Source organism: Niallia yueguangensis (genome assembly GCF_052663115.1).
Map to the genome: position 1 here is coordinate 15,270 of NZ_JBQTCX010000033.1, position 24,379 is coordinate 39,648.

24 protein-coding genes and 1 tRNA gene are annotated in these 24,379 nt (G+C 35.3%); 24 read left to right on the forward strand and 1 reads right to left on the reverse strand.

Features of this window, described 5'->3' with window-relative positions:
* The first annotated feature begins 105 nt into the window (after positions 1-105).
* From yabG to ACTYA4_RS20775, 24 genes are all read left to right on the forward strand, one after another.
* Complete coding sequence (gene yabG / locus ACTYA4_RS20660; RefSeq protein ID WP_443483383.1) at positions 106-984, forward strand: sporulation peptidase YabG; 879 nt, start codon at positions 106-108, stop codon at positions 982-984.
* 282 nt (positions 985-1,266) lie between these two features.
* Positions 1,267-1,530, forward strand: coding sequence for a biofilm formation stimulator Veg (gene veg / locus ACTYA4_RS20665; protein ID WP_443483384.1), 264 nt, complete (start codon positions 1,267-1,269; stop codon positions 1,528-1,530).
* Positions 1,531-1,760: 230 nt separating this feature from the next.
* On the forward strand, positions 1,761-1,943 hold the full coding sequence (locus tag ACTYA4_RS20670) for a small, acid-soluble spore protein, alpha/beta type (protein WP_443483385.1): 183 nt from the start codon (positions 1,761-1,763) through the stop codon (positions 1,941-1,943).
* Positions 1,944-2,542: 599 nt separating this feature from the next.
* Positions 2,543-3,412, forward strand: coding sequence for a 4-(cytidine 5'-diphospho)-2-C-methyl-D-erythritol kinase (gene ispE, locus ACTYA4_RS20675; RefSeq protein WP_443483386.1), 870 nt, complete (start codon positions 2,543-2,545; stop codon positions 3,410-3,412).
* Positions 3,413-3,468: 56 nt separating this feature from the next.
* The gene (purR, locus tag ACTYA4_RS20680) at positions 3,469-4,296 is read left to right on the forward strand and encodes a pur operon repressor (RefSeq protein ID WP_443483387.1); all 828 of its coding nucleotides are present in this window, start codon (positions 3,469-3,471) and stop codon (positions 4,294-4,296) included.
* A gap of 9 nt (positions 4,297-4,305) precedes the next feature.
* Positions 4,306-4,683: a RidA family protein gene (locus ACTYA4_RS20685; RefSeq protein WP_443483388.1), complete on the forward strand. Its 378-nt coding sequence runs from the start codon at positions 4,306-4,308 to the stop codon at positions 4,681-4,683.
* A 479-nt stretch (positions 4,684-5,162) separates the two neighbouring features.
* Positions 5,163-5,453, forward strand: a complete 291-nt coding sequence (spoVG, locus tag ACTYA4_RS20690; RefSeq protein ID WP_003347151.1) for a septation regulator SpoVG — start codon at positions 5,163-5,165, stop codon at positions 5,451-5,453.
* Between the two features lie 365 nt (positions 5,454-5,818).
* Entirely contained in the window at positions 5,819-7,180 is a 1,362-nt protein-coding gene (gene glmU, locus ACTYA4_RS20695; RefSeq protein WP_443483389.1) for a bifunctional UDP-N-acetylglucosamine diphosphorylase/glucosamine-1-phosphate N-acetyltransferase GlmU, read from the forward strand.
* Positions 7,181-7,448: 268 nt separating this feature from the next.
* Complete coding sequence (locus tag ACTYA4_RS20700) at positions 7,449-8,405, forward strand: ribose-phosphate diphosphokinase (RefSeq protein ID WP_443483390.1); 957 nt, start codon at positions 7,449-7,451, stop codon at positions 8,403-8,405.
* A gap of 208 nt (positions 8,406-8,613) precedes the next feature.
* Positions 8,614-9,252 (forward strand): 50S ribosomal protein L25/general stress protein Ctc, encoded by a 639-nt coding sequence (locus ACTYA4_RS20705; protein WP_443483391.1) that lies wholly within the window; start codon positions 8,614-8,616, stop codon positions 9,250-9,252.
* Between the two features lie 318 nt (positions 9,253-9,570).
* Positions 9,571-10,134 (forward strand): aminoacyl-tRNA hydrolase, encoded by a 564-nt coding sequence (gene pth, locus ACTYA4_RS20710; RefSeq protein ID WP_443483392.1) that lies wholly within the window; start codon positions 9,571-9,573, stop codon positions 10,132-10,134.
* Between the two features lie 160 nt (positions 10,135-10,294).
* On the forward strand, positions 10,295-10,525 hold the full coding sequence (gene fin / locus ACTYA4_RS20715) for an anti-sigma-F factor Fin (RefSeq protein ID WP_443483393.1): 231 nt from the start codon (positions 10,295-10,297) through the stop codon (positions 10,523-10,525).
* Between the two features lie 683 nt (positions 10,526-11,208).
* Positions 11,209-14,745 carry a transcription-repair coupling factor gene (gene mfd / locus ACTYA4_RS20720; protein ID WP_443483394.1) on the forward strand — a complete coding sequence of 1,179 codons (3,537 nt, stop codon included), beginning with the start codon at positions 11,209-11,211 and terminating at the stop codon, positions 14,743-14,745.
* A 548-nt stretch (positions 14,746-15,293) separates the two neighbouring features.
* Positions 15,294-15,830 (forward strand): stage V sporulation protein T, encoded by a 537-nt coding sequence (gene spoVT, locus ACTYA4_RS20725; RefSeq protein WP_443483395.1) that lies wholly within the window; start codon positions 15,294-15,296, stop codon positions 15,828-15,830.
* 145 nt (positions 15,831-15,975) lie between these two features.
* Positions 15,976-16,356 carry a GntR family transcriptional regulator gene (locus tag ACTYA4_RS20730; protein WP_443483396.1) on the forward strand — a complete coding sequence of 127 codons (381 nt, stop codon included), beginning with the start codon at positions 15,976-15,978 and terminating at the stop codon, positions 16,354-16,356.
* Positions 16,357-16,367: 11 nt separating this feature from the next.
* Complete coding sequence (locus ACTYA4_RS20735; RefSeq protein WP_443483404.1) at positions 16,368-17,465, forward strand: DUF1648 domain-containing protein; 1,098 nt, start codon at positions 16,368-16,370, stop codon at positions 17,463-17,465.
* A 229-nt stretch (positions 17,466-17,694) separates the two neighbouring features.
* Positions 17,695-17,817, forward strand: coding sequence for a hypothetical protein (locus ACTYA4_RS20740; RefSeq protein ID WP_445505854.1), 123 nt, complete (start codon positions 17,695-17,697; stop codon positions 17,815-17,817).
* 395 nt (positions 17,818-18,212) lie between these two features.
* Complete coding sequence (locus ACTYA4_RS20745; protein ID WP_443483397.1) at positions 18,213-19,823, forward strand: putative polysaccharide biosynthesis protein; 1,611 nt, start codon at positions 18,213-18,215, stop codon at positions 19,821-19,823.
* Between the two features lie 4 nt (positions 19,824-19,827).
* Complete coding sequence (gene yabN, locus ACTYA4_RS20750; protein ID WP_443483398.1) at positions 19,828-21,294, forward strand: bifunctional methyltransferase/pyrophosphohydrolase YabN; 1,467 nt, start codon at positions 19,828-19,830, stop codon at positions 21,292-21,294.
* A 13-nt stretch (positions 21,295-21,307) separates the two neighbouring features.
* Positions 21,308-21,565: an RNA-binding S4 domain-containing protein gene (locus ACTYA4_RS20755; RefSeq protein WP_443483399.1), complete on the forward strand. Its 258-nt coding sequence runs from the start codon at positions 21,308-21,310 to the stop codon at positions 21,563-21,565.
* 155 nt (positions 21,566-21,720) lie between these two features.
* Positions 21,721-22,023, forward strand: a complete 303-nt coding sequence (gene yabP, locus ACTYA4_RS20760) for a sporulation protein YabP (RefSeq protein ID WP_443483400.1) — start codon at positions 21,721-21,723, stop codon at positions 22,021-22,023.
* Complete coding sequence (gene yabQ / locus ACTYA4_RS20765; protein WP_443483401.1) at positions 22,020-22,646, forward strand: spore cortex biosynthesis protein YabQ; 627 nt, start codon at positions 22,020-22,022, stop codon at positions 22,644-22,646. The genes yabP and yabQ overlap by 4 nt, the downstream gene beginning before the upstream one ends.
* An 18-nt stretch (positions 22,647-22,664) precedes the next feature.
* On the forward strand, positions 22,665-23,063 hold the full coding sequence (locus tag ACTYA4_RS20770; RefSeq protein WP_443483402.1) for an FtsB family cell division protein: 399 nt from the start codon (positions 22,665-22,667) through the stop codon (positions 23,061-23,063).
* Between the two features lie 260 nt (positions 23,064-23,323).
* Entirely contained in the window at positions 23,324-23,800 is a 477-nt protein-coding gene (locus ACTYA4_RS20775) for a S1 domain-containing RNA-binding protein (protein WP_443483403.1), read from the forward strand.
* 278 nt (positions 23,801-24,078) lie between these two features.
* On the opposite strand, the gene ACTYA4_RS20780 is transcribed toward ACTYA4_RS20775, so the two are convergent.
* Positions 24,079-24,152 (reverse strand) — tRNA-Met (locus ACTYA4_RS20780).
* Positions 24,153-24,379: the final 227 nt, after the last annotated feature.

A 24,379-nucleotide genomic window follows, 5' to 3' on the forward strand; every position in this document is an offset into this window, starting at 1 on the left:
GGAACTAACATGTTTGCTCACATCTGGATGGACTTTTGCATAGTGTAAGAAAAGATAGGGAAGAAACAAATGGCTCTTAAATTAGGGCTAATTGGAGTGACGACAGTGAGTATAAATATCATGGATATCGTCGGTAGAAAATCGTATCAATGTGATATTGTTTTTCGAATTATTGATATGAAAGAAGAAAATGGACAAAAGCTTGCTGTTTTATACGGAGAGGATTTTCGTCTTATTGCAGATGCTCCTTATGAAGATTTAATCAGTATCAATAAACCGATGCAAAGAAAAATAGCACAAGAATTTCAGTTTTTAGAAGAACAATCTTTAGAATTATTTCGGCAGGATGTTCATTTATTACGACAAAAACAAGAGTATATTGCAACAAATTCCTTTAATAAACAAACCAATTATTTTCAAATACCAGGAAAAGTATTGCATTTAGATGGAGATTCTTCTTATTTAGAAAAATGTTTAACTTTATATGAAAAAATCGGTATTCCAGTTACAGGTATACATTGTAATGAAAAAGAAATGCCGCAAAAGATTGGCAAACTTATTGATTATTATCGACCAGATATACTTGTCATTACAGGACATGATGCTTATTCAAAGGCAATGGGAGGAATGCAGGATATTAATGCATATCGTCATTCCAAACACTTTGTGCAAACAGTTAGAGAGGCAAGAAAAAAAATTCCTCACTTAGATCAGCTAGTCATATTCGCAGGAGCATGTCAATCTCATTTTGAATCACTTATACATGCAGGAGCAAATTTTGCAAGTTCTCCTTCCAGAGTAAATATTCATGCACTAGATCCGGTTTATATCGTTGCAAAAATTAGTTTTACACCATTTATGGAACGAGTAAATGTATGGGATGTGCTGCGAAATACATTAACAGGGGAAAAGGGACTTGGAGGACTTGAAACAAAAGGAGTATTGCGAACAGGTATGCCATATAATATAAATTATCCAGAATAATATTTTAAAGACGAATGGGAACGCAATTGTTTTCTATCGTCTTTTTTTAGGGGATTTTAAAAGCGTTTATTTACAACATTATCTCCTTTTTTAAGCTATTTTTTTTAAAATGCATCTACTTACATAAAAAGCAAAAATTGGGTAAAGATAAAAATATTGAAAAATAAGAGGCAAATAAGAATAAAAAATGTTGACAACTTCTAAAAAAGACTGTTATAATTTATATTTTTGTTTGACTCTATTGTGTCAGTGTGATATACTTTACACAGTGAGGTGGACCGAATGGCGAAAACATTATCAGATATAAAAAAAGCTCTTGATTCAAATTTAGGGAAAAGGCTTATGCTAAAAGCTAATGGTGGACGTCGAAAAACTATAGAGCGTTCCGGTGTACTAACAGAGACCTATCCTTCTGTTTTTGTGGTTGAATTAGATCAGGATGAAAATGCATTTGAACGTGTATCGTACAGTTATGCGGATGTTTTAACAGAAACGGTTCAAATTACCTTCTACGAGGATACAACAGGACAAGTTGCTTTAAGCTAATAGATATGGATCGCAGTGAACAATTTGTTTACTGCTTTTTCATTTGTTGGAAAAATAATTTATCTTCAGTTGGTAAGAAATATTACTTATGAAAAAACAAGAAAGTAGCATACTATAATTGCGTGTTCAAAAGGAAGATAATAGTTGACGCAGAAATTCGACAGCTATTTTTCCAGAACTCTTTGAACACTTTCTATAAATACCGTGAGTGATGAAAGGAGAGATTCACTTTGGGTAGACGAAAAGGTGTAATGTCTGAAGGTTTAAAAGAAGAATTAGCGAAAGAATTAGGCTTTTATGATGTTGTTCAAAAAGACGGTTGGGGTGGCATTCGAGCAAGAGATGCAGGAAACATGGTCAAAAGAGCGATTGAAATTGCCGAACAAAGTCTTCTTAATCAAAAACAAGAATAGTTTTTGTAACCCTTAAGTTCACTTGTTTACAACGAATCCTATTTAAATGGATTTATTCACGGTATCAGTTTATAATGCGGCTTCACATTTATTATTAGTAAGCTTACTTTACTAATAAATAAAAATGTGGAGCCGTATTTTTATAAAAAATGTATGTAATATAAAAAGGTCTCACATACTTTTTAAATAAAGCGATAATCGGATAGAATAACATGTAAAAAACAATAGTAGAACTAATAAACAATCGATATTTTATGGTAAAATCACTATATCCATATAGATGATAGCGTGTCCTTTTTAACTCATATAAAATATTGATGATCGGGAAAGTAAATAGTGTTTTTCTTTATGAGAAGGTTCTGTTAAACCGATAATGTTGTTAATAGGAAGGTTTTGAAAATCAACTTTACCTCTTTGGCGTACTTAGCCGGCCAGCGCCTAGCCCTTATGAAAAATAACCCTTTGTCTCTAACAGTAAAATTCACTTTTGGAGTCAAATGAATATTTTTCTTCAGGTCTGAACAAGCGCTTACGCTTTTCTTATTTGTGGTAAAATAGGACAAAAAATGGAGACAAAGAAAATGAAGTAGGTGGAAATATTGAAGCTGTTAGTAAAAGCACCAGCTAAGATAAACTTATCATTAGATGTACTCAACAAAAGGCCGGATGGGTATCATGAAGTGGAAATGATCATGACAACCATTGACTTAGCTGATAGATTAGAGCTTACATTAGAAGAAAATGACGAAATAAAAATTATTTCTCTTAATAGATTTGTTCCAGATGATCAAAGGAATTTAGCGTATCAAGCAGCAAGGCTATTAAAGGATAAGTTTGATGTTAAAAAAGGCGTAACAATAAAGATTGAAAAAAACATTCCGGTAGCAGCAGGGCTTGCAGGTGGAAGCAGTGATGCAGCAGCTGTTTTACGAGGCTTAAATAAACTATGGAATCTCGGGTTATCAATTGATACACTAGCAGAAATCGGAGCAGAAATTGGTTCTGATGTATCGTTTTGTGTTTATGGTGGAACTGCGCTTGCAACTGGAAGAGGTGAAATCATTAAAGAATTGCCGGCGCCTCCCATTTGCTGGGTTGTGTTAGCAAAACCTTTTATAGGTGTTTCTACTGCAGATATTTATAAAAGGCTTGATGTATCTAAAATAAAACATCCCGATACAAAAAAGATGATTCAATCCATTTACGATGGAAGTTATTCTTATATGTGTCAAAACGTCGGGAATGTACTAGAAGACGTTACATTAAACTTATATTCAGAGGTTGCTCAAATTAAGGAACAAATGAAAAAATTTGGAGCAGATGCAGTGTTGATGAGTGGAAGTGGTCCAACGGTTTTTGGTTTAATCCATCATGATTCTAGAATGAATCGTGTATATAATGGTTTAAGAGGGTTTTGTGACCAAGTATTTGCAGTCCGAATAATAGGCAGTCGACATACCCTTGATTAACACGTATAATAATGAAATATTAACGTTAAAATATTCGGATTTTGGAGGTTCGCAGTATGAAATTTCGTCGTAGTGAGCGCTTAATAGACATGACGAATTATTTGTTAGAGCATCCAAGGCAGCTTGTATCGTTATCCTACTTTGCTGAAAAGTATGGTTCTGCAAAATCTTCCATAAGTGAAGATTTGGCAATCATTAAAGACACCTTTGAGCAAAGAGGGATAGGAATCCTTCAAACTTTGCCTGGGGCAGCTGGAGGAGTCAAATATCAGGTGAAAGTAAGTGAACAAGAAGCAAAACCTTTTATTAAGGAACTTTGTGAGCTCATAATGAATCCTGAAAGACTTTTACCAGGTGGTTATCTATATATGACCGATATATTAGGTGATACAGCTCTTGTTCAAAAAGTCGGAAAATTATTCGCATCTGCGTTTGCAGATACAAAAATTGATGTAGTAATGACGGTTGCTACAAAAGGAATTCCACTGGCGTATGCAGTAGCTGCATACTTAAATGTACCTGTTGTTATGGTAAGAAGAGACAGCAAGGTAACAGAAGGTTCTACTGTTAGTATAAATTATGTATCTGGTTCAACAAAAAGAATACAAACAATGGTTCTTTCCAAAAGAAGTTTGGAGGAAGGATCAAGAGTATTGATTGTAGATGATTTTATGAAAGCAGGCGGTACGGTAAATGGCATGATCAGCTTGTTGGAAGAGTTTAATGCTGTTGTCGCTGGAATCGCTGTTTTAGTGGAAGCGGAAGAAGCAGAAGAAAGACTTGTAGATGATTATTTATCACTGGTAAAATTATCTGGAGTCGATGTAAAGGGTAAAAGTATTTCTGTAGAAAAAGGAAATTACTTCGACCAAAATAATTTATAAGGGGAATGAATGATGAAAGTAGTTCAAACAAACGCTGCACCACAAGCAATAGGACCATATTCTCAGGGAATTATCGTCAATAATATGTTTTACAGTTCGGGTCAAATTCCATTAACAGCTGAAGGTTCGTTAGTGGAAGGAGATGTGCAAACACAAACCCATCAAGTATTTAAGAATTTAGGCGCTGTACTTGAAGCTGCCAATGCATCCTTTGATACAGTAGTAAAAGCAACCGTTTTTATTAAAAATATGGAAGATTTTGCTGCGATCAACGAAGTGTATGGAGAATATTTTCATACACATAAGCCAGCACGTTCTTGTGTAGAAGTAGCAAGATTGCCGAAAGATGTATTAGTAGAAATTGAAGTTATTGCACTTTGTAAATAAGAGACTATTAGATATTAGCCAGCCATTTGTTGATAAACTAGTACATATGGTTGGCTTTTTCTATCTTAAATAGTAGAGTAAAAAGATGACCTTTTTATCTTTAGGCTGTTTACTAAAAGTTTGTTGTTTTGAATAAAACAATAAACATAGTTGAAGCACTGAGCAGCCTGAAAACACGTAGACTCCTGCTTAGAAAAGCGAGAAAGACTCGGGCCCCACAGGAGCATAGCGACGAGGAGGCTCGGCACTCGTCCGCGGAAAGCGAAGTGTATTCAGGCTGCGGGTTAAATAACTACAAGCTATACGCAAAGAGCCTATCTTTATTAAATGGGAAAAATAATGATTTTGCTCTATTTTTTAGCAATTTTCATCAAATTCTCCTAAATATTCTAAAAAATTTTACCATTTAAGAAGGAGTTATGAAAGTTCTGTTGAATTAGTTAACTAGGTTTTATCTTCTAGTAAAGGTGGTGAACAGAATGGAAGTAACTGACGTAAGACTACGCCGAGTTAATACGGATGGACGAATGAGGGCTATTGCCTCTATCACTCTTGATAATGAATTTGTTGTTCACGATATTAGGGTTATTGATGGAAATAATGGATTATTTGTAGCCATGCCTAGTAAACGAACACCTGATGGAGAGTTTAGAGATATTGCACATCCAATTAATTCCGGCACAAGAGGTAAAATCCAAGAAGCCGTATTGGCAGAATACCACCGTTTAGGTGAATTAGAAGTTGAATTTGAAGAAGCTGGTGCTTCCTAAAAAATAATAGCAGCTAGAGCCTACTTCCAATGAGTACGGCTCTTTTTTTATGGCTGTTTTCTCAAAGTTTTTTGTGTTTTTTATATAAAAAAATGGGAGAAGAAGTACTCAGCAGACTGAATACACGTAGACTCCTGTGGGAATGCGAGAAAGACTCGGGCCCACAGGAGCGTATGCGACGAGGAGGCTCGACGCTCGCTAAACGGACGAAGTGTATTCAGGCTGCGGGTTTAAAAGCAACAATCTATATGAAAACAGCCTTTTTTATTTAGATAAAAGCATAAATATTCGAATCCTTTCTTGAAATCAACGACTATTTAAGATATATTTTTAATGGATAAAAAGGTTATATTGGAGGCTTGTGAATGTTAACTCGTTACGCAGTTATATTAGCTGCAGGACAAGGAACTAGAATGAAGTCAAAATTATATAAAGTACTTCATCCTGTATGCGGAAAACCGATGGTAGAGCATGTTGTTGACCAAGTTTCAAATCTTCAGATGGAAGAAATTGTAACTGTTGTTGGGCATGGTTCTGAACAAGTAAAGGAACAGCTTGGCGATAAAGTAAGTTATGTTTATCAAGCCGAGCAGTTAGGAACAGCACATGCAGTCATCCAGACAAGTGAGCTTCTTAAAAATAAAGAGGGAGTAACATTGGTTATTTGTGGAGACACACCTTTAATAAAGCATGAAACAATAGAGCTGCTTATTAAACATCATGAAAATACATCTGCAAAAGCTACTATATTAACAGCCCTAGCACAAAATCCTGGTGGTTATGGCCGTATTATTAGAAATGACTTAGGCGATGTAGAAAAGATTGTTGAACATAAAGATGCAACAGAAAAAGAAAAAGAAATCAAAGAAATTAATACAGGAACGTATTGCTTTGATAATCGTTCTTTATTTCAAGCGCTTAATGCAGTTTCCAATCAAAATGCTCAAGGAGAATATTATCTACCAGATGTTATTGAAATACTAAAAAAACAGAGTGGTGTAGTTTCAGCCTTTCAAACAGAGGATTTTGAAGAAACACTGGGCGTCAATGATCGTGTTGCATTAGCAGAAGCTGAACGAATCATGAAGAAAAGAATAAATGAATTTCATATGCGTAATGGAGTTAGCATCATAGATCCTGCCAATACGTATATAGAATCAAGTGTCATCATTAAGGAAGATACAGTAATTATGCCTGGAACCATTCTTTCAGGTCAAACGATCATCGATTCTGACTGTATAATAGGACCGAATACAGAAATAAAAAACTGTGCGGTTGGGAAGAATACCATTATTAAACAATCTGTAGCACATGATAGCAAGATCGGATTAGACGTAAACATTGGACCATTTGCTCATATTCGTCCTCAATCGAATATTGCTGATGAAGTGAAGATTGGCAATTTTGTTGAGCTTAAAAAGGCTGAATTTGGGAAAGGCAGTAAAGCATCCCATTTAAGTTATGTAGGTGATGCTAAGGTAGGCAATGATGTTAATATTGGTTGTGGAACAATCACAGTTAATTATGACGGTAAAAATAAATTTTTAACAACGATTGAGGATGGAGCATTTGTCGGCTGCAATTCTAATTTAATCGCGCCTGTTACTATTGGGATGGGAGCATATGTTGCAGCAGGTTCCACTATTACAGAGGACGTACCTAGCAGTGCACTTTCCATTGCACGGGCCCGTCAAGTTAATAAAGAGAATTATGCAAAAAACGAATAAAAAGATAAGGCTGTTTTCTAAAAGTTTGTTGTTTTTGAATAAACATGCCTAAAGCACTGAGCAGCCTGAATACACGTAGACTCCTGCTTAGAAAAAGCGAGAAAGACGAGACCCCTCAGGAGCATGCGACGAGGAGGCTCGGCAGTCGTCCGCGGAAAGCGAAGTGTTATTCAGGTTGTAGGGTAAATAACAACAATCTATATGAAAAGAGCGTTTATTTAAAATGGGACAACCTATTCGTTAGGAATAAGTCTATGGAGGTTCAGGGATGTCAGTTAAGAATTTAGATCCAAATTTAAAGGTATTTACCTTAAATTCAAACCCAAAGTTAGCAGAGGCGATTGCTGAATCAATCGGAGTAGAATTAGGAAAGTGTTCTGTAAAGCGATTCAGTGATGGGGAAATTCAAATAAATATTGAAGAGAGTATTCGTGGATGTGATGTGTATATCATCCAATCGACAAGTGCCCCTGTAAACGAGCATATCATGGAATTATTAATTATGATTGATGCTCTAAAGCGTGCATCTGCAAGAACAATCAACTTAGTGATACCATATTATGGATATGCGAGACAAGATAGAAAAGCAAGAGCACGTGAGCCTATCACAGCTAAACTAGTTGCTAATCTTTTAGAAACTGCAGGAGCAACACGTGTTATTACGTTGGATTTACATGCTCCGCAAATTCAAGGATTCTTTGATATTCCGATAGATCACCTTATGGGAGTGCCTATTTTAGGAGATTATTTTAGTAAACGTGAATTTGATGGAGATATTGTCATTGTTTCTCCAGATCATGGTGGAGTTACAAGAGCTCGTAAATTGGCTGAACGTTTAAAAGCGCCAATTGCTATCATCGATAAACGACGCCCTAGACCAAATGTGGCTGAAGTGATGAATATAGTTGGTAATATCGAAGGGAAAATTGCTATTCTAATTGATGATATTATCGATACAGCGGGAACGATTACACTTGGTGCAAATGCTCTTGCTGAAAATGGTGCAAAAGAAGTGTATGCATGCTGTACACATCCGGTATTATCAGGACCAGCAATGGAAAGAATAAAAAATTCAAAAATAAAAGAACTTGTAGTTACAAACTCTATTGAACTTGGCGAAGAAAAACTATCTGATAATGTTGTTCAATTATCAGTAGCGGACCTTTTAGGTGAAGCTATTATTAGAGTTCATTCTGATCAGTCAGTAAGCTTTTTATTTGATTAATAGACATATACAAAAAATGTGCTTTGTTTACACTTTGAGTCGTTTTCTTTGGAAAGCGGCCTCTTTTCTTTTATGGAGTTCTTCTTCCTGCTTTTTTAGATAGCGCTGCTATGTTTAAATTTTCCCGATTTAGGGCATTTTTTTATAGAGGATGATCACACACTAATAGAGTGATTCTTAAAAAAATGATGGAAGGTGAAGAAATAGGATGAGTACATTATTACAAGCTAAAGAGCGTACAACATTTAAACATTCTACTTTAACAGGAATTCGCAATGAAGGAAATATTCCAGGTGTGGTGTATGGATCAAAAACAAAAAGTACATCTATTTATTTAAATGAAGCAGACTTTCTAAAAACAATCAAAGAGGTTGGCCGAAATGGTGTAATAGAATTAATGGTTGATGGAGAAAAGCATAATGTTGTACTAAACGATTATCATTCAGATCCCCTTAAAAGAAATATATTGCATGTAGATTTTCTTGCTGTTGATTTATCTCAAGAAATAACTGCTACTGTAAAAGTTTCTTTAATAGGGGATGCCATAGGGGTAAAAGATGGTGGTGTATTGCAACAACCGCTGCATGAAGTGGAAGTAACGGCAAAACCAAATGATATCCCAGCATCGATTGAACTAGATATTAGTGAACTGCAAGTAGGAGAAACGCTTACAATAGCAGATATAAAAGAATATCAGGCATTGGAAATCAATCATGAAAAAGAAGAAGTAATTGCTTCGATTCTTGCTCCTAGACAGGAAGAAGAAATTAGTACAGGAGAACAACAAGAAGACGGAACACCAGATAATTTAGAAGGAAGAGAAACGGTAAAAGAGGAAGTAGAATAGAATTTCGCTTTCTCTTTTACCCTTTGTACCATTTTGTTATGATTAATAGGTAAGGTTCAGCAATTTTTACAAAGGAAAGATAGTATAAATTGCTAAAGTTAGAAAGTGTCTAGCTAGAGCGCCTAGCCCTTGTGAAAAATACCCCTTTGCCTCTAAAAGTAAAAAGCCCTTTTGGAGTGAAAGGAACATTTTCTTCAGGACCGAACAAGGCGCTTGCGCTTTCCTAATTGGCCGAACGGGAGGTTTTGTCCAAGGAGAACTTTTCTTTTGGACAAACCTTCTTTTTCTATATAAACATTTATACAAAGGATGGTTCATGTGAAATTAATTGTTGGTTTAGGTAACCCTGGGAAACAATATGAAAAGACGAGGCATAATATTGGTTTTGAAATTATTGATTTTATTTCTAAAGAGTATTCGATTCCTTTAGAGAAAGCAAAGTTTAAAGGAGTATTCGGAACAGGAATCATCGGTGGAGAAAAGGTGATTTTGTTAAAACCTCTTACATATATGAATCTTTCTGGAGAATCGATACGTCCTCTCGCAGATTACTTTGAAATTGCATTAGAAGATATTGCTGTTATATACGATGATTTAGATTTACCAGTAGGAAAAATAAGATTAAGACAAAAAGGAAGTTCTGGGGGACATAATGGTATTAAGTCTACTATTGCACATTTAGGTTCGGAAAAATTCAACCGAATAAGAGTGGGAATTGACAGACCAAAAAATGGCATGAAAGTGCCTGATTATGTGCTGGGCAAGTTTACGAATGAAGAACAGGCAGCATTAGAAAGTATCATTCGAAAATGCGTAGACGCTTGTAGTGAATGGATGAAGGAACCATTTTTACAAGTGATGAATAAATATAATATTCAATAAGTGAATATGTTTCTAACGAGCTTTTGAAGGACGATAATTCGGTACTTATCTTACATTATTACTATTAATTTTCCCTCACAACCCTATATGGAAAGGTATAAATTTCTTCTTATATGTAAATACTATCTTTAGTATTTATGGTGAATAAGGAGGCCTTTGCTTGGCTATACATTATCATTGTAGACATTGTGGAGTAAAAATTGGAACAATAGATTCAAAAACAGTGGAAACAAACCAATTGGGATTGCATGTATTAACGGAGGAAGATCGCTCAGAGATGATTACTTATAGTACAAACGGAGAAGTTTTTATTAAATCGATATGTGAAGATTGTCAAGAATCATTAATGAAAAATCCTCATTATTATGAAAATAATTATTTACTTCATTAATCTAGTGTAAGTATGTAGATGAATAAATGCTTGTCCCTAAAAGAGGGTATTCCTAAAGCAGCAAGTCTAATTCTTATTATACGTAGAATTAGACGCTTAAAGGGCGCCCTCCTTTTCCCATTTATATTTTGTTTATAGAAGAAACAAGTTAAATATTTAGTATTAGCAGGAATATAAGCGGTAAATATCGTATATACAATCACTAGCACTATTTTTGTTTTTGAATAAAATAATAACATGGCTGAAGCACGGAGCAGCCTGAATACACGTAGACTCCTGCGGGAAAAGCGAGAAAGACGAGACCCCACAGGAGCATAGCGACGAGGAGGCTCGGCACTCGTCCGCGGAAAGCGAAGTGTATTCAGGCTGCGGGTTAAATAATAACAATCTATACGAAAAGAACCTTGTTTTCTTAATAGTAATGCTTTAAATAATCATCCTACTATTTATCAAAAAATACTTAGTAGGGATCAAAAGACATAGGAACAGAATATAAATTAGAAAGAACCATCAGTCAAAAACGAAAGGGTCGACTGATGGGAATTTTAGGTTAGATAGGTTAATTTATACTAATGAGTAGTTCGTTTTATATGATGATATATTTGAGTAAATAAAAGATCTGATGAGAATTTTTAATAATACTTAGAATTAATATTAAGTTTTAGTAAGGAGGGACAAAATCATTGTTAGGGCTAAAAAAACTATTTAATCAACAAGAAGAGATCCAACATTTAATTTCTGGATTGGAAGCAGGGTTACATGAACAGTTAATTTCTGGGTTGTCCGGATCTTCAAGGACGCTGTTTTTAACATCTGTATATGAGCAAACAAAAAAACCTTTATTAGTAGTAACGCATAATTTATTGCAAGCGCAAAAGCTTTATGATGATATTACGAATATTATGGATGATGCAAATGTTTATTTGTATCCTGCCAATGAATTAATTGCAGCAGAAATAAGTATTGCAAGTCCGGAATTAAAAGCACAGCGGATCGAAGCACTAAATCATTGGATAAAAGAATCGAATGGAATTATGATCGCACCCGTTGCTGGGTTAAGGAGGATGCTTCCTCCACCAACACTTTGGAAAGAAAGCCAAGTTTTATTAAAGGTCGGGGAAGAAATAGAATTAAAAAAACAATTAAAGTTATTCGTAGAGATGGGATATGTACGAAATGACATGGTGTCTGCCCCAGGAGAATTTAGTGTCAGAGGCGGAATTATTGATATCTATCCTCTAACAGAAGAGAATCCTTTGCGTATTGAGTTATTTGATACAGAAATAGATTCTATCCGGTCTTTTTCGTTAGACGATCAACGATCAAAAGAAAAATTGACAAGTGTAACGATTGGTCCTGCCACAGAAATTCTATTTAAAGAAGAAGCGGTGTCTGCCTTTATTCTAAAGTTGGAATCAGGTTTAGCAAATAGTTTAAAGAAAATAAAAGATACTGAAACAAAAACATTATTAGCACAATCAGTTGGAAATGAAATAGAACAATTAAAAAACGGACAAAAGCCACAGCAGTTATATAAGTACTTATCTATTCTTTATGGAGAGCAAACAAGTTTGCTAGATTACTTTCCAAAAAATGGACTTATTTTTGTGGATGAAATTAGTAGAGTGCAAGAAATGAATGATACATTAGAAAAAGAAGAGGCAGATTGGTATACAAGCCTGTTAAGTAATGGAGAAATAATCCATGACATGACACTTTCCCAAAATATTAATGACCATCTCCATCATTCCAAGCAGTCTATTATATATATGTCTTTATTCTTGCGGCATGTACCAAATACGAATCCGCAAAATATTATTAATATTTCTTGCAAACCGATGCAAAGTTTTCATGGACAGATGAATGTATTAAAAACAGAAATAGAACGTTGGAAGAAAAACCAATTTACCGTTATCGTGTTAGGAACCGATCATGAACGGGTCGAGAAGTTGGAACAAGTTCTTCGTGATTATGAAATTCAATCGGTTATTAAAGGGACCGATCAATCGATTATGAAAGGGCAAGTTCAGCTTGTAGAAGGAAATCTCTTGTCCGGTTTTGAGCTTCCGATGTTAAAAATGACGGTGATAACAGAGGAAGAACTATTTAAAACAAAAACGAAAAAGAGCTCCAAACGAAGACAAAAATTGTCCAATGCAGAGAGGATAAAAAGTTATTCTGAGTTAAAAGTTGGCGATTATGTTGTTCATGTTAATCATGGAATAGGAAAATATTTAGGAATTGAAACACTGCAAATAAATGGTGTTCATAAAGATTATTTGCATTTAAGGTATCAAGGAAGCGATAAATTATACGTTCCGGTTGAACAAATCGATTTAGTGCAAAAATATGTTGGATCAGAGAGCAAGGAACCGAAGATATATAAGCTTGGCGGCAATGATTGGAAGAGAGTGAAAAAGAAAGTAGAATCCTCTGTACAAGATATTGCTGATGATTTAATTAAGCTATATGCTGAGCGGGAAGCTTCTGTAGGGTATGGATTTTCTCCAGATGGAGAGATGCAAAAAGAATTCGAGTTATCTTTTGCTTATCAAGAAACAGATGATCAGCTTCGTTCTATCCAGGAAATCAAAAAGGATATGGAACGGGAGAGACCAATGGATCGCCTTCTTTGTGGGGATGTTGGCTATGGAAAAACGGAAGTTGCCATTCGTGCAGCATTTAAAGCAATAGCTGATGGAAAACAGGTTGCATTCCTTGTACCAACGACCATATTAGCCCAGCAGCATTATGAAACATTGAGAGAACGGTTTCAAGATTACCCTATCGAAATAGGCTTATTAAGCCGTTTTAGAACGAGAAAGCAGCAAACAGAAACATTAAAAGGATTAAAGACAGGAACCATTGATATTGTTGTGGGTACACACCGGATTCTATCAAAAGACATTATATATCATGATTTAGGTTTATTAATTATTGATGAAGAGCAAAGATTTGGTGTTACGCATAAAGAAAAAATCAAACAGTTAAAAACAAATGTCGATGTGTTAACGTTAACAGCTACTCCTATCCCAAGAACATTGCATATGTCCATGTTGGGGGTAAGAGATTTGTCTGTTATTGAAACCCCTCCAGAAAATCGTTTTCCTATTCAAACGTATGTAATGGAGTATAATGGAGGCCTTGTAAGAGAAGCCATTGAGAGAGAGCTGGCACGGAATGGCCAAATTTATTTTCTCTATAACAGAGTGGAAGATATTGAAAGAAAAGCAGAGGAAATTTCGATGTTAGTTCCTGATGCAAAAGTTACGTATGCGCATGGGAAAATGACAGAAAATGAGTTGGAATCCGTCATGTTAAGTTTCCTTGAAGGGGAATATGATGTGCTGGTGAGTACAACGATTATTGAAACAGGAGTAGATATTCCAAACGTTAATACCCTAATTGTTCAAGATGCGGATCGGATGGGATTATCTCAACTTTATCAATTAAGGGGAAGGGTTGGAAGATCCAATCGTGTGGCATATGCTTATTTCACATACCGAAAAGATAAAGTATTAACAGAAGTAGCAGAAAAACGTTTGCAAGCAATTAAAGAATTTACAGAGCTAGGTTCCGGTTTTAAGATTGCTATGCGAGATTTAACGATTAGAGGTGCAGGGAATTTATTAGGGGCTCAGCAGCACGGTTTTATTGACTCAGTAGGTTTTGATTTATATTCTCAAATGTTGAAGGAAGCAATCGAAGAAAAAAGAGGAACTTTTGATGAACAGCGAAATCAGATGATTGAGTTAGATTTAGATATTGATGCCTACATCCCGGATTTTTATATTAATGATGGGCAGCAAAAAATTGAAATGTATAAAAGGTTTAGAGGCATTACGTCATTAGAAGAATTGAGTGAACTGCAAGAAGAAATGATTGATCGTTTTGGAGATTATCCTGCTGAGGTAGCTTATTTGTTTAAGTTAACAGAAATGAAAGTTTACGGAAAACAAGCTGGAGTAGAAATAATCAAACAAACAAAAGAGGAAGTGCTTATTCTTATTTCAGAGGAAAGCAGTAATCTTCTTGATGGTCAAAAGATTTTTGAAAAGAGTTCTAAATATGGAAGAATGATTGGTTTAGGAATGGACGGTAAAAAATTAAAAATGGTCCTTTATGTAAAAGGAATTGAAACAGATAAATGGCTGGACGCGTGCTATGAAATGGTAGAAGCGTTTAATAGCTTTAAAAAGGAGCCGCAAGAAGCAAGTTAAATGAAAATACTTTCTGACTTGTAGTTTTGTCTTCACATTCTAGAGGGGTTGCTGCCCTCTTTTTGTGTTTATAAAATAATCTAAGTGATGAACAAGGCGCTTGTGAAAGATAACCTCTTGTCTCTAAAAGTTTGTTGTTTTTGAATAAAACAATAAACATGGTTGAAGCACTGAGCAGCCTGAATACAAGTAGACTCCTGCGGGAAAAGCGAGAAAGACGAAACCCCACAGGAGCATAGCGACGAGGAGGCTCGGCACTCGTCCGCGGAAAGCGAAGTGTATTCATGCTGCGGGTTACATAACAACAATCTATACGAAAAGAGCCAAAAGTAAAGAGCGCTTTTTAAGACAAGAGAACATTTTTCTTCGGGGCTGATCAAGGAGCCTGCGCTTTTCTTATTTGGAAAGAATCACAGCATAGAGAAAATTTTACATATTAAATGCATAGAACTTTCCATATGAAAGATACTATTCTTAAATATGGTGAACATTTCATAAATATTTGCCAAATTTAAAAAAATCATCTGATGAAAGTGAGGCAACATGATATGAAGGCAACTGGAATTGTGCGTCGAATCGATGATTTGGGCCGTGTGGTAATCCCAAAAGAAATCAGAAGGACACTACGTATTCGCGAAGGAGATCCATTAGAAATTTTTGTAGATCGAGATGGAGAAGTGATTTTAAAAAAATATTCTCCTATCAGTGAACTAAGTGATTTTGCAAAAGAGTATGCAGAGGCTTTATATGATAGCTTAGGCAACTCTGTATTAATCTGTGATAGGGATTCTTATATCGCTGTTGCAGGGGGATCAAAAAAGGACTATTTAAATAAAAATATAAGCGATCTGGTAGAAAAAGCGATGGAGGATAGAACTTCTATCTTAATGAACCAACAAGATCAAATTGCTTTAATTGATGGTAACACTGAAAGTATTTCAGCTTATGCGATTGGTCCTATTATTGCCAACGGAGACCCAATAGGTGCAGTTATTATTTTCTCTAAGGAAAATACACTTGGTGAAGTAGAGAAGAAGGCAGTTGAAACAGCAGCAGGATTTTTAGCAAGACAAATGGAATCGTAAACAATTAGTGTTATTTATTGGAATGACAAAAAGGCAGCCGGCTATGTGCTGCCTTTTTTATGTGGAGAAAAAAATATTTATTTTTGTTCTACTAAACATAGAACAGGTTTGTTATAATATATATAGAACAGATGGAGGGGGAAAAATGATAATTAAGATTGAGCCTCAATCTAATATACCTATCTATGCGCAATTAACCAATCAAATTATGGAAGGCATCATTCGCGGAGAGTTAAAAGATGGTGATATGCTGCCGTCTGTGAGGTCATTAGCGGCCGATCTTAGTATTAATATGCACACAGTAAATAAGAGCTACCATGAGCTTGAAGAAAAAGGAATCATCAAAATTGTTCCTAAGTCAGGAGCCATTATTTGCTTGCAAAAAAGTTGGCAAGAAAAAGAGCGCTATCAGCAGTTGGTTGACCAATTTAGACCGGTAATAGTAGAGGCATTGGTTTTAGGGATGAACAAAGAAGATCTATATAAGTTAGTGAACGATATAAGTTCCGTAGTGGAAGGGGAGTAATACTTGTGGGAATGACAATTTTTTTAATCATTATTGGTTTTATTTCTCTAATGGAAACAATATTGCCGTTTATCGTAAGAAAAACTGTTGTATTTGGGGTAAGTATACCAGATGAAAAAATAAATTATCCGAAGGTTCGCTATTATAAAAAAATATATTCTTTCATAACATTTTTTGTTTCCTGTGCTGCTCTTATTACTTTTTATGCTTGGGGAATATATTCTAACGCAGCTGAAAATGAACTTGCAACAATAGGGTTGATGGTTCAATTCGGGATTATTTTATGGTGTCTTTCTTTGTATTTTTATTTACACGGTAAGCTGCTGCACTTAAAAAGAGACCAACAATGGTATTCCGAATTAAAGGAAGTGAGGGTGGCTCAATTAAGTCTACGACAGTCTGATGAAATGCTTCCTTGGTACTTATTTTTATTTCCAGTCATCGTTGCAATAGGTATTATTATCTTTACTTTATCGCAATACAGTCAATTTCCAGCGAGCATTCCTACTCATTGGGGACCTAATGGCCAGCCAGATCATTTTGCAGAAAAAACACCTTTTTCGGTTATCGCTTTATTACTAGTACTACTAACAATGCAAGGGATGTTTTTAGGGATGCATGAGTTAACGAAAAGATCGGGCATAAAATTGAGTGCTGTAAATATAAAAGGTTCTAGAATCAGACAATTGCTTTTTCGTAAATATACAAGTTGGCTTTTACTGCTTATGTCGATTTTTATTACGATGTTATTTTCATTTTTACAAGTTGCGACATTATATCAGAAACTTTATGATTCGGTATTCATCATTATTCTGCCAATGGCATTTTTGATTTTAACATTGGCAGGCTCCCTTATTTTTGCTGTAAAAGTAGGGAAGTTAAATTCCAAGTTGGAAATGGAAGTTAATTTAGAAAACGAAAAAGTAGTAGATGTAGATGAAGATCGCTTTTGGAAAGGCGGCATCATTTATTTTAATAAAAATGATCCTTCCATATTTGTTGAAAAGAGGTTTGGGATTGGCTGGACATTAAATTTTGCTCATCCGATGGGTTATGTGGTTGTTTTTGTTCCTATTTTGCTTATTCTGTTTATTAGCTTCATTGCATAAAAGGTTTGGTGAGAAGCTTTTAGTAGGAGCATTTGAGGAGAAAGAACGATAATAAAAACAATCTTTTCTCGATAGCTAAAACCAAGTATTTGCTTGGTTTCTTTTTTTTATGAGGAGCTGTACACTAATAAAGTTTTGTGAAATGTATGAGTAAAATTAATGTGGGCAAAAACTTAACCTTTCAATTGGTGAAAGATCAAATGATCGTTTGTCAATGGAAGGGGGGACAATGAGCGTATTTGCCAAAAGACTTAAAAATGACTGTAGTTGGGTGGAAAAAGGTGTAAGTGCCATGATCACTGGGTTGGTGGCTATCCTGGATCAGTTGGCATTGAAAACATTGTTTGAATGAGTGGAACGCTGGAAACGGAGAATCAAGAAGAACGCCTTAACCAATTGTATTATAGTTTTTGTCTCTATTTGAAGTACCGAGCAGCAGGAATACACGAAGACTCCTACGGGAAAAGCGAAATAGGCGAGACCCCGCAGGAGCGAAGCGACGAGGAGGCTTGGCATTCGCCCGTGGAAAGCGAAGTGTATTCCTGCTGCGGACCTTCTATAAAATCAACAATGAGCTTTAAAAAAATGAAAAATATGTACCAAGAGAGAACCCAAAAATAATGAATTTGCTTTCTTTTCTGGAGGGCCCACAAATGCTTGACTCAAACTTGTGAAATTGTATAAGTTTATACACAAAGGAACTATGCTATAATACAAGCGATACAGATATAGGAAGGGGCTTTTCTTGTGAAGCCTAATATACAATCAAGCGACTGGTTTAAAGGAGCTTTTATTCTTACAATTGGGGCGTTAATTACAAAAATATTAAGTGCAGTTTATCGTATTCCTTTTCAAAATATTGTTGGTGATACTGGGTTTTATATTTATCAACAAGTATATCCGTTTTATGGAGTGGTTGCTGCTCTTTCTACATATGGTTTTCCTGTTGTTCTTTCAAAGTTATATATGGAATTGAAGATGGAAGAAGATCATATTGGGTTATCTAATTTGCTAAGGTCGTCATTTTTCTTCTTATCATGTATAGGCATTATTTCATTTTTCTTCTTATTTACTAGTGCTGATTATTTAGCGGAATTAATGGGAGATCCTGCATTAACTCAATTATTAAAGGTTATCTCTTTTTCTTTTCTTATTTCGCCGCTTATTGCCTTTTTGCGGGGGATATTTCAAGGAGAAGGTTTTATGGTGCCAACGGCTATTTCTCAAGTAGGAGAACAGCTTATTCGTGTTAGTACGATTTTAATTACGGCAATCACTTTTACTTATCAGGGCTTTTCTTTGTATACGATTGGAGCAGGAGCAATGTTTGGATCCGTTACCGGAGGTTTGATTTCTCTCTTGCTGCTATTTTACTATTATAAAAAAGGCGCTTATTCCTTTTCCTTATTTAGACCGCCTACGTATAATCAAAAGCGTAATAAAAAAATATATAAAAAACTTATCTTTGAAGGGTTAACCATTTCCATCAGTAGTATGCTTTTAATATTACTGCAACTAGCGGATTCATTAAATTTATATGCGGAGCTTGTTTCCTCCGGGATCAACAGTAATACAGCAAAGGAATTAAAAGGAGTATATGATCGAGGTCAGCCGTTAATACAGGTGGGGACCATTTTAACTACGTCCATGGCATTAACACTTGTTCCTTTTATTACAGGCGAAAAACTTAAAAATAATCGAAAAAAATTAGTGGAAAAAATCCAATTATCGCTAACCATTGGGTTATTTATAGGGATAGGAGCAACTGTAGGGCTGCTTAGCATTATACAGGAAACGAATACGATGTTATTTGAAAATACAAATGGTTCGGCTGTACTCTCTATTTTTTCCTTTCTTATTTTATTAAATGCTATTATTGTTACATCTACAGCAATCTTACAAGGATTAGGACATCCTTTGTATCCTGCAGTCGTAATATTATGTTCTTTTTTTATAAAATACGGCCTCAATAAACTATTAGTAGAGGCGTATGGAACAGTTGGAGCAAGTATTGCTTCCAATATCACACTGATTATTATAATGATCTTTTTGTTATTAAGATTAGCGTTTGTATTAAAACACCCGCTCGTAAATAAAAAAAGTGTTGGTGTTATATTTTGGGGCGCTTTAGTGATGTTTGTTGTTTTAAAAGTTTATTTACTATTAACTGATTTTTTTGCCATTTTTACTCATCATGACCGGCTTTTTTCGAGTTTTCAAGCAATGAGTGGTGTCATACTTGGCACCATCACTTATCTTTTTATTGTGATTAGAGCTGATATTTTTAAAAAAGAAGACTTGATATTGTTGCCATTTGGCAGTAAAATGTTGATTTTTTTACCGGAAAAAAGGAGGTAGTATATTGAAAACAATTGAGATTATTGGATTAGGTGCAGGGGATATAAATCAACTTCCTTTAGGTGTATATAGAACTTTAATGAATAAAGAAAAAAAGGTATATATGCGTACAATGGATCATCCGGTTGTGGAAGTTTTAGAGGCAGAAGGAGCAAACTTTCATTATTTTGATGCTATTTATGAAAAACATGATCAGTTTGAAGCGGTATATAAAGAGATAGTTGCGTTTCTGTTGGAAGAAGCGGGCAAAGAAGAAATTATCTATGCGGTTCCAGGACATCCCCTTGTAGCCGAAAAAACGGTGCAGCTTTTAATTGAAAAAAGCAAAGAAGGAAAAGTGGATTTATCATTTGGCGGTGGTCAAAGCTTTTTAGACAGCATCTTTCAAGCAGTAAAGGTAGATCCAATCGACGGATTTCAGCTTTTGGATGGTACGTCTCTTCATATTAATGAAATTCAGTTTCGACATCATTTGATTATTGGCCAAGTATATGATGCGTTTTCTGCCTCAGAAGTAAAATTAACGTTAATGGAGAAGCTTCCTTATGATTATCCTGTTACAATCATTACGGCCGCTGGAAGCAAGGATGAGTGGATAAAGGAAATAGAATTGCATGAGTTGGACAGGGAAGTAAATTTAAATAATTTAACTTCTGTTTATGTTCCTCCTGTGCGTAATCAAGAGATATTAAATAAAGAATTTACGAGATTGCGACAAATTATTGCAACATTAAGGGGACCAGATGGCTGCCCATGGGATAAAAAACAAACACATGAATCTTTACGGAAATATCTTGTGGAAGAATGTTTTGAACTGATTGAAGCCATTAATGAAAAAGATATTGATCATATAATAGAAGAATTAGGAGATGTCTTATTGCAAGTCATGCTCCATAGTCAAATTGGGGAAGACGAAGGATTTTTTAGTATTGATGATGTGATTGAGGGGATTTCCTCTAAAATGGTTCGCAGACATCCCCATGTTTTTGGAGAAGAAACAGCAGAAACAGTGGACGATGTCATGGAACATTGGAAAAAAGCAAAAAGTTTAGAACAAAAACAAACGGAAGCTTCTATTTTAGATGGGGTTAATAGTGCGGCTCCTAATCTTTTAAGAGCATTTGAACTGCAAAAAAAAGCAGCAGGTGTAGGATTTGACTGGTCTGAGGTAGAACAGGCGTGGGAAAAGGTCCAAGAAGAAATAGAAGAGTTTAAAGAAGAGCTTGCAAATAGCAATCATCCGGAAAAGATGGAAAAAGAGTTTGGTGATATTCTTTTTTCCATTGTTAATATAGGTAGGTTTTACAAAATAGACCCTGAACTGGCTATTTATCAAACAAACCAGAAATTTATTCAGCGTTTTCAGTATATAGAAGAACAAGTAAAAAAGGTCGGTAAATCTTTTCATGAGTTAAGTTTAGACAAGTTGGATGAGTTTTGGGAGGAAGCTAAAAAGAAAGAAATCGAATAACGGAGGGATTATATTGCGTTTAGATAAATTTTTAAAAATATCAAGATTAATTAAAAGAAGAACATTAGCAAAAGAAGTTGCGGATCAAGGAAGAATATTAATAAATGGGCAGCAAGCAAAAGCAAGCTCCAACGTAAAAGTAGGAGATGAGCTCCAAGTGCGCTTCGGACAAAAAGTAGTAACAGTAAAGGTGGAAATACTGCAGGACTCAACAAAAAAGGAAGATGCAGCTAATATGTTTACCATTCTTAAAGAAGAAACGCTTTCTTAAGTGTATAATAGTATAAAGACTTTTTACTGAATATAGACAGGTGTCAGCTTCATGTCCTGAGCAAGGCGCTTCCGCTTTTCTTCATGTTCTAATTTTTTTTATTCTTCATACAATGGTACAAGTAGATTGTACTATGCGATTGTGAGGGATAAAATATGAGCCAATATTATGAGTCGAATACAACTAAAAGCAGTACGGTAGAACATGATGTTATTATGAGAGGAAGAAAGCTTCTAGATATTACTGGGGTTAAGCAAGTGGAGAGCTTTGATAACGAAGAGTTTCTATTAGAAACGGTGATGGGTTTTTTATCTATTAGAGGACAAAATCTTCAAATGAAAAACTTAGATGTGGAAAAAGGCATTGTTTCTATAAAAGGAAAGGTTTTTGATTTAGTATATGTAGATGAACAAAATGGAGAAAAAGCTAAAGGTTTCTTTAGCAAGATATTCCGATGACTTTATCGGTGCAATTTATGACCATGCTGGCGATGGTTGGCATGGGCTTATTGTTTGGACTTTGTTTAGATACGTATCAATATTTTTTAAAAAGACCGGAACGAAAACGAATCATTGTTTTTTTTCATGATCTTCTTTTTTGGATTTTTCAAGCACTGTTGATCTTTTATGTTCTATTTTTAGTTAACCAGGGTGAAGTGCGTGTTTATATTGCTTTAGCGTTAGTTTTAGGATTTGCTTTTTACCAAAGTATTGTGAAAACACCATATCTTCGTTCATTAAAGTGGTTTATTTCTATTAGTGTGCAGTTCTATCATTTTATCGTCAAATTACTTATCACGATTGTGTACAAGCCAATCAGGTCTTTGGTTTTATTGCTTGTTTCCATTATGATTATTTTATTTAAGGGACTTATGGCACTGTCGAAATTTGTGGTAACGGTATTAAGATTTATACTAAAGATATTATTTATGCCGATAAAGTGGATTTTCACACTCTTTTGGCTTATTATGCCGAATAAAGGTAAAAAATACGTCGAGAAGTTCTTTAGTAAATTTGCAGGATATTCCAATAAAATAAAGAATTATTGGATAACATGGATTTCTAATAGAAAAAAACAATAATGAAAGGAGGAGCCTTGTATGAGTGCATTAAAAAAAGAAGATATTGCAAAAATGCAACCAGAATATTCTATGCAACAAGAGGCGACCAGTATAAGTGGGGCAAGAAGGAAAAAACTATTATTCCGTCGATTAGCAGTTTTTTCACTTTTTGTTGCAGTTATTGGATTTTTGATGATATCTACACTCATATCTCAAAGCTCCACATTAGAAGAGAAAACAGCAGAAAAAAAGAAGCTGGATGTGAAAATTGCTTCACTGCAACAACAGGAAAAGAAGCTAAATGATCAAATTACGAAACTAAATGATCAAGAGTATTTAGCAAAACTCGCTCGCAAAGATTTATTTTTATCTAAAAAAGGGGAAATAATCTTTAATATTCCTAATGAAAAAGATGATAATAAGAAAAGTGAAAAATAATAAGAAAGTCAGTTGTAGTCAGAGTGTAGACGAAGTGATTTTAGCAGAAACTTCAGGCTGATCGAAAACGTTTGATGCATCACAGCGTGAAGCCTTGGGAGGAGCGGCGTTACCGTGGTTGGGTATGAGCATCTGAGCAAGGCTAACAACGAAGAAAGCGGGCGTTTGTCGACAGCCTGATATTGACACCCTTTTTTTTCATTTTGTATAATATAGTATAAGCATGATTTTTTATATCCTTAAGGAGGCAAAACTTTTTTATGTCAATCGAAGTAGGCAGCAAGTTACAAGGAAAAGTAACAGGAATTACTAATTTTGGTGCGTTTGTTGAACTCCCTGAAGGCGCTACAGGTCTTGTTCACATTAGTGAGGTCGCAGACAATTATGTTAAAGACATTAACGAGCATTTAAAAGTAGGCGATCAAGTAGAAGTAAAAGTAATTAATGTGGAGAAGGACGGAAAAATTGGCCTGTCCATTAAAAAAGCAAAAGACAGACCAGAAAGACCAGAAAGGCCAGAGAGATCATATGAGCGCGGAGAAAGAAGAGAATCTAGAGGTGGATATTCAGGTAACTCTCAAAGACCACGTCACGCAAAACAGAATGATAATCGTGCGCCGAGAGAGAATTTTGAGTCAAAGATGGCTCGTTTCTTAAAAGACAGTGAAGATCGATTAGCATCTCTAAAACGAAATACTGAGTCTAAACGCGGGGGAAGAGGCGCTAGACGAGGGTAACTTGCTGCTGAATTTCTAATAAATAGCACGGTTTATCGTTTATATATTCCCGTAGCTTAAGCAAGCCGTACTGGCTTGCTTTTTTGTCGTATAGGAAATTATAAACGAAATGGGATTGTGGATAGCTTGGCGGTTGTGTCCGCATCCAGCTCCGACGTACAGGATGTACTAGTGCCGGTGTCGCCACAGGACGTGGCGTATTTAACCGGCCAGCATCTAACCCTTGTGAATAAACATAAAAAAAGACTGTAGAAATTTTCTACAGTCTTTTTAAGAGATAGCGGCGGAGGGGATCGAACCCCCGACCTCACGGGTATGAACCGTACGCTCTAGCCAGCTGAGCTACACCGCCATAATATAATATTTATTAGACACAAGATATATAATACAAACCATAGGACAAAAAGTCAATTCTTTTTTTGAAAAAGCGTCAAACAAATCGATGTTTATTAGGATTGTTTTTAATTAAATAGTTATGTTAAAGCTCATTGTTGATTTTGGCACTATGTTGATCTTCGTTCCAGGCGTGAGACTCTTACGGGAAAAGCGAGTCAGAGGGAGACCCAACAGGCGCACAGC

Coding starts and splice junctions, on each gene's coding strand:
- ACTYA4_RS20740 (WP_445505854.1), top strand. CDS start 17,695: ATGAGCGTATTTGCCAAAAGACTTAAAAATGACTGTAGTTGGGTGGAA.
- ACTYA4_RS20770 (WP_443483402.1), top strand. CDS start 22,665: ATGAGTGCATTAAAAAAAGAAGATATTGCAAAAATGCAACCAGAATAT.
- ACTYA4_RS20735 (WP_443483404.1), top strand. CDS start 16,368: ATGACAATTTTTTTAATCATTATTGGTTTTATTTCTCTAATGGAAACA.
- yabP (WP_443483400.1), top strand. CDS start 21,721: ATGAGCCAATATTATGAGTCGAATACAACTAAAAGCAGTACGGTAGAA.
- ACTYA4_RS20775 (WP_443483403.1), top strand. CDS start 23,324: ATGTCAATCGAAGTAGGCAGCAAGTTACAAGGAAAAGTAACAGGAATT.
- ACTYA4_RS20730 (WP_443483396.1), top strand. CDS start 15,976: ATGATAATTAAGATTGAGCCTCAATCTAATATACCTATCTATGCGCAA.
- veg (WP_443483384.1), top strand. CDS start 1,267: ATGGCGAAAACATTATCAGATATAAAAAAAGCTCTTGATTCAAATTTA.
- glmU (WP_443483389.1), top strand. CDS start 5,819: ATGTTAACTCGTTACGCAGTTATATTAGCTGCAGGACAAGGAACTAGA.
- ACTYA4_RS20700 (WP_443483390.1), top strand. CDS start 7,449: ATGTCAGTTAAGAATTTAGATCCAAATTTAAAGGTATTTACCTTAAAT.
- yabQ (WP_443483401.1), top strand. CDS start 22,020: ATGACTTTATCGGTGCAATTTATGACCATGCTGGCGATGGTTGGCATG.
- spoVT (WP_443483395.1), top strand. CDS start 15,294: ATGAAGGCAACTGGAATTGTGCGTCGAATCGATGATTTGGGCCGTGTG.
- spoVG (WP_003347151.1), top strand. CDS start 5,163: ATGGAAGTAACTGACGTAAGACTACGCCGAGTTAATACGGATGGACGA.
- ACTYA4_RS20705 (WP_443483391.1), top strand. CDS start 8,614: ATGAGTACATTATTACAAGCTAAAGAGCGTACAACATTTAAACATTCT.
- purR (WP_443483387.1), top strand. CDS start 3,469: ATGAAATTTCGTCGTAGTGAGCGCTTAATAGACATGACGAATTATTTG.
- ACTYA4_RS20685 (WP_443483388.1), top strand. CDS start 4,306: ATGATGAAAGTAGTTCAAACAAACGCTGCACCACAAGCAATAGGACCA.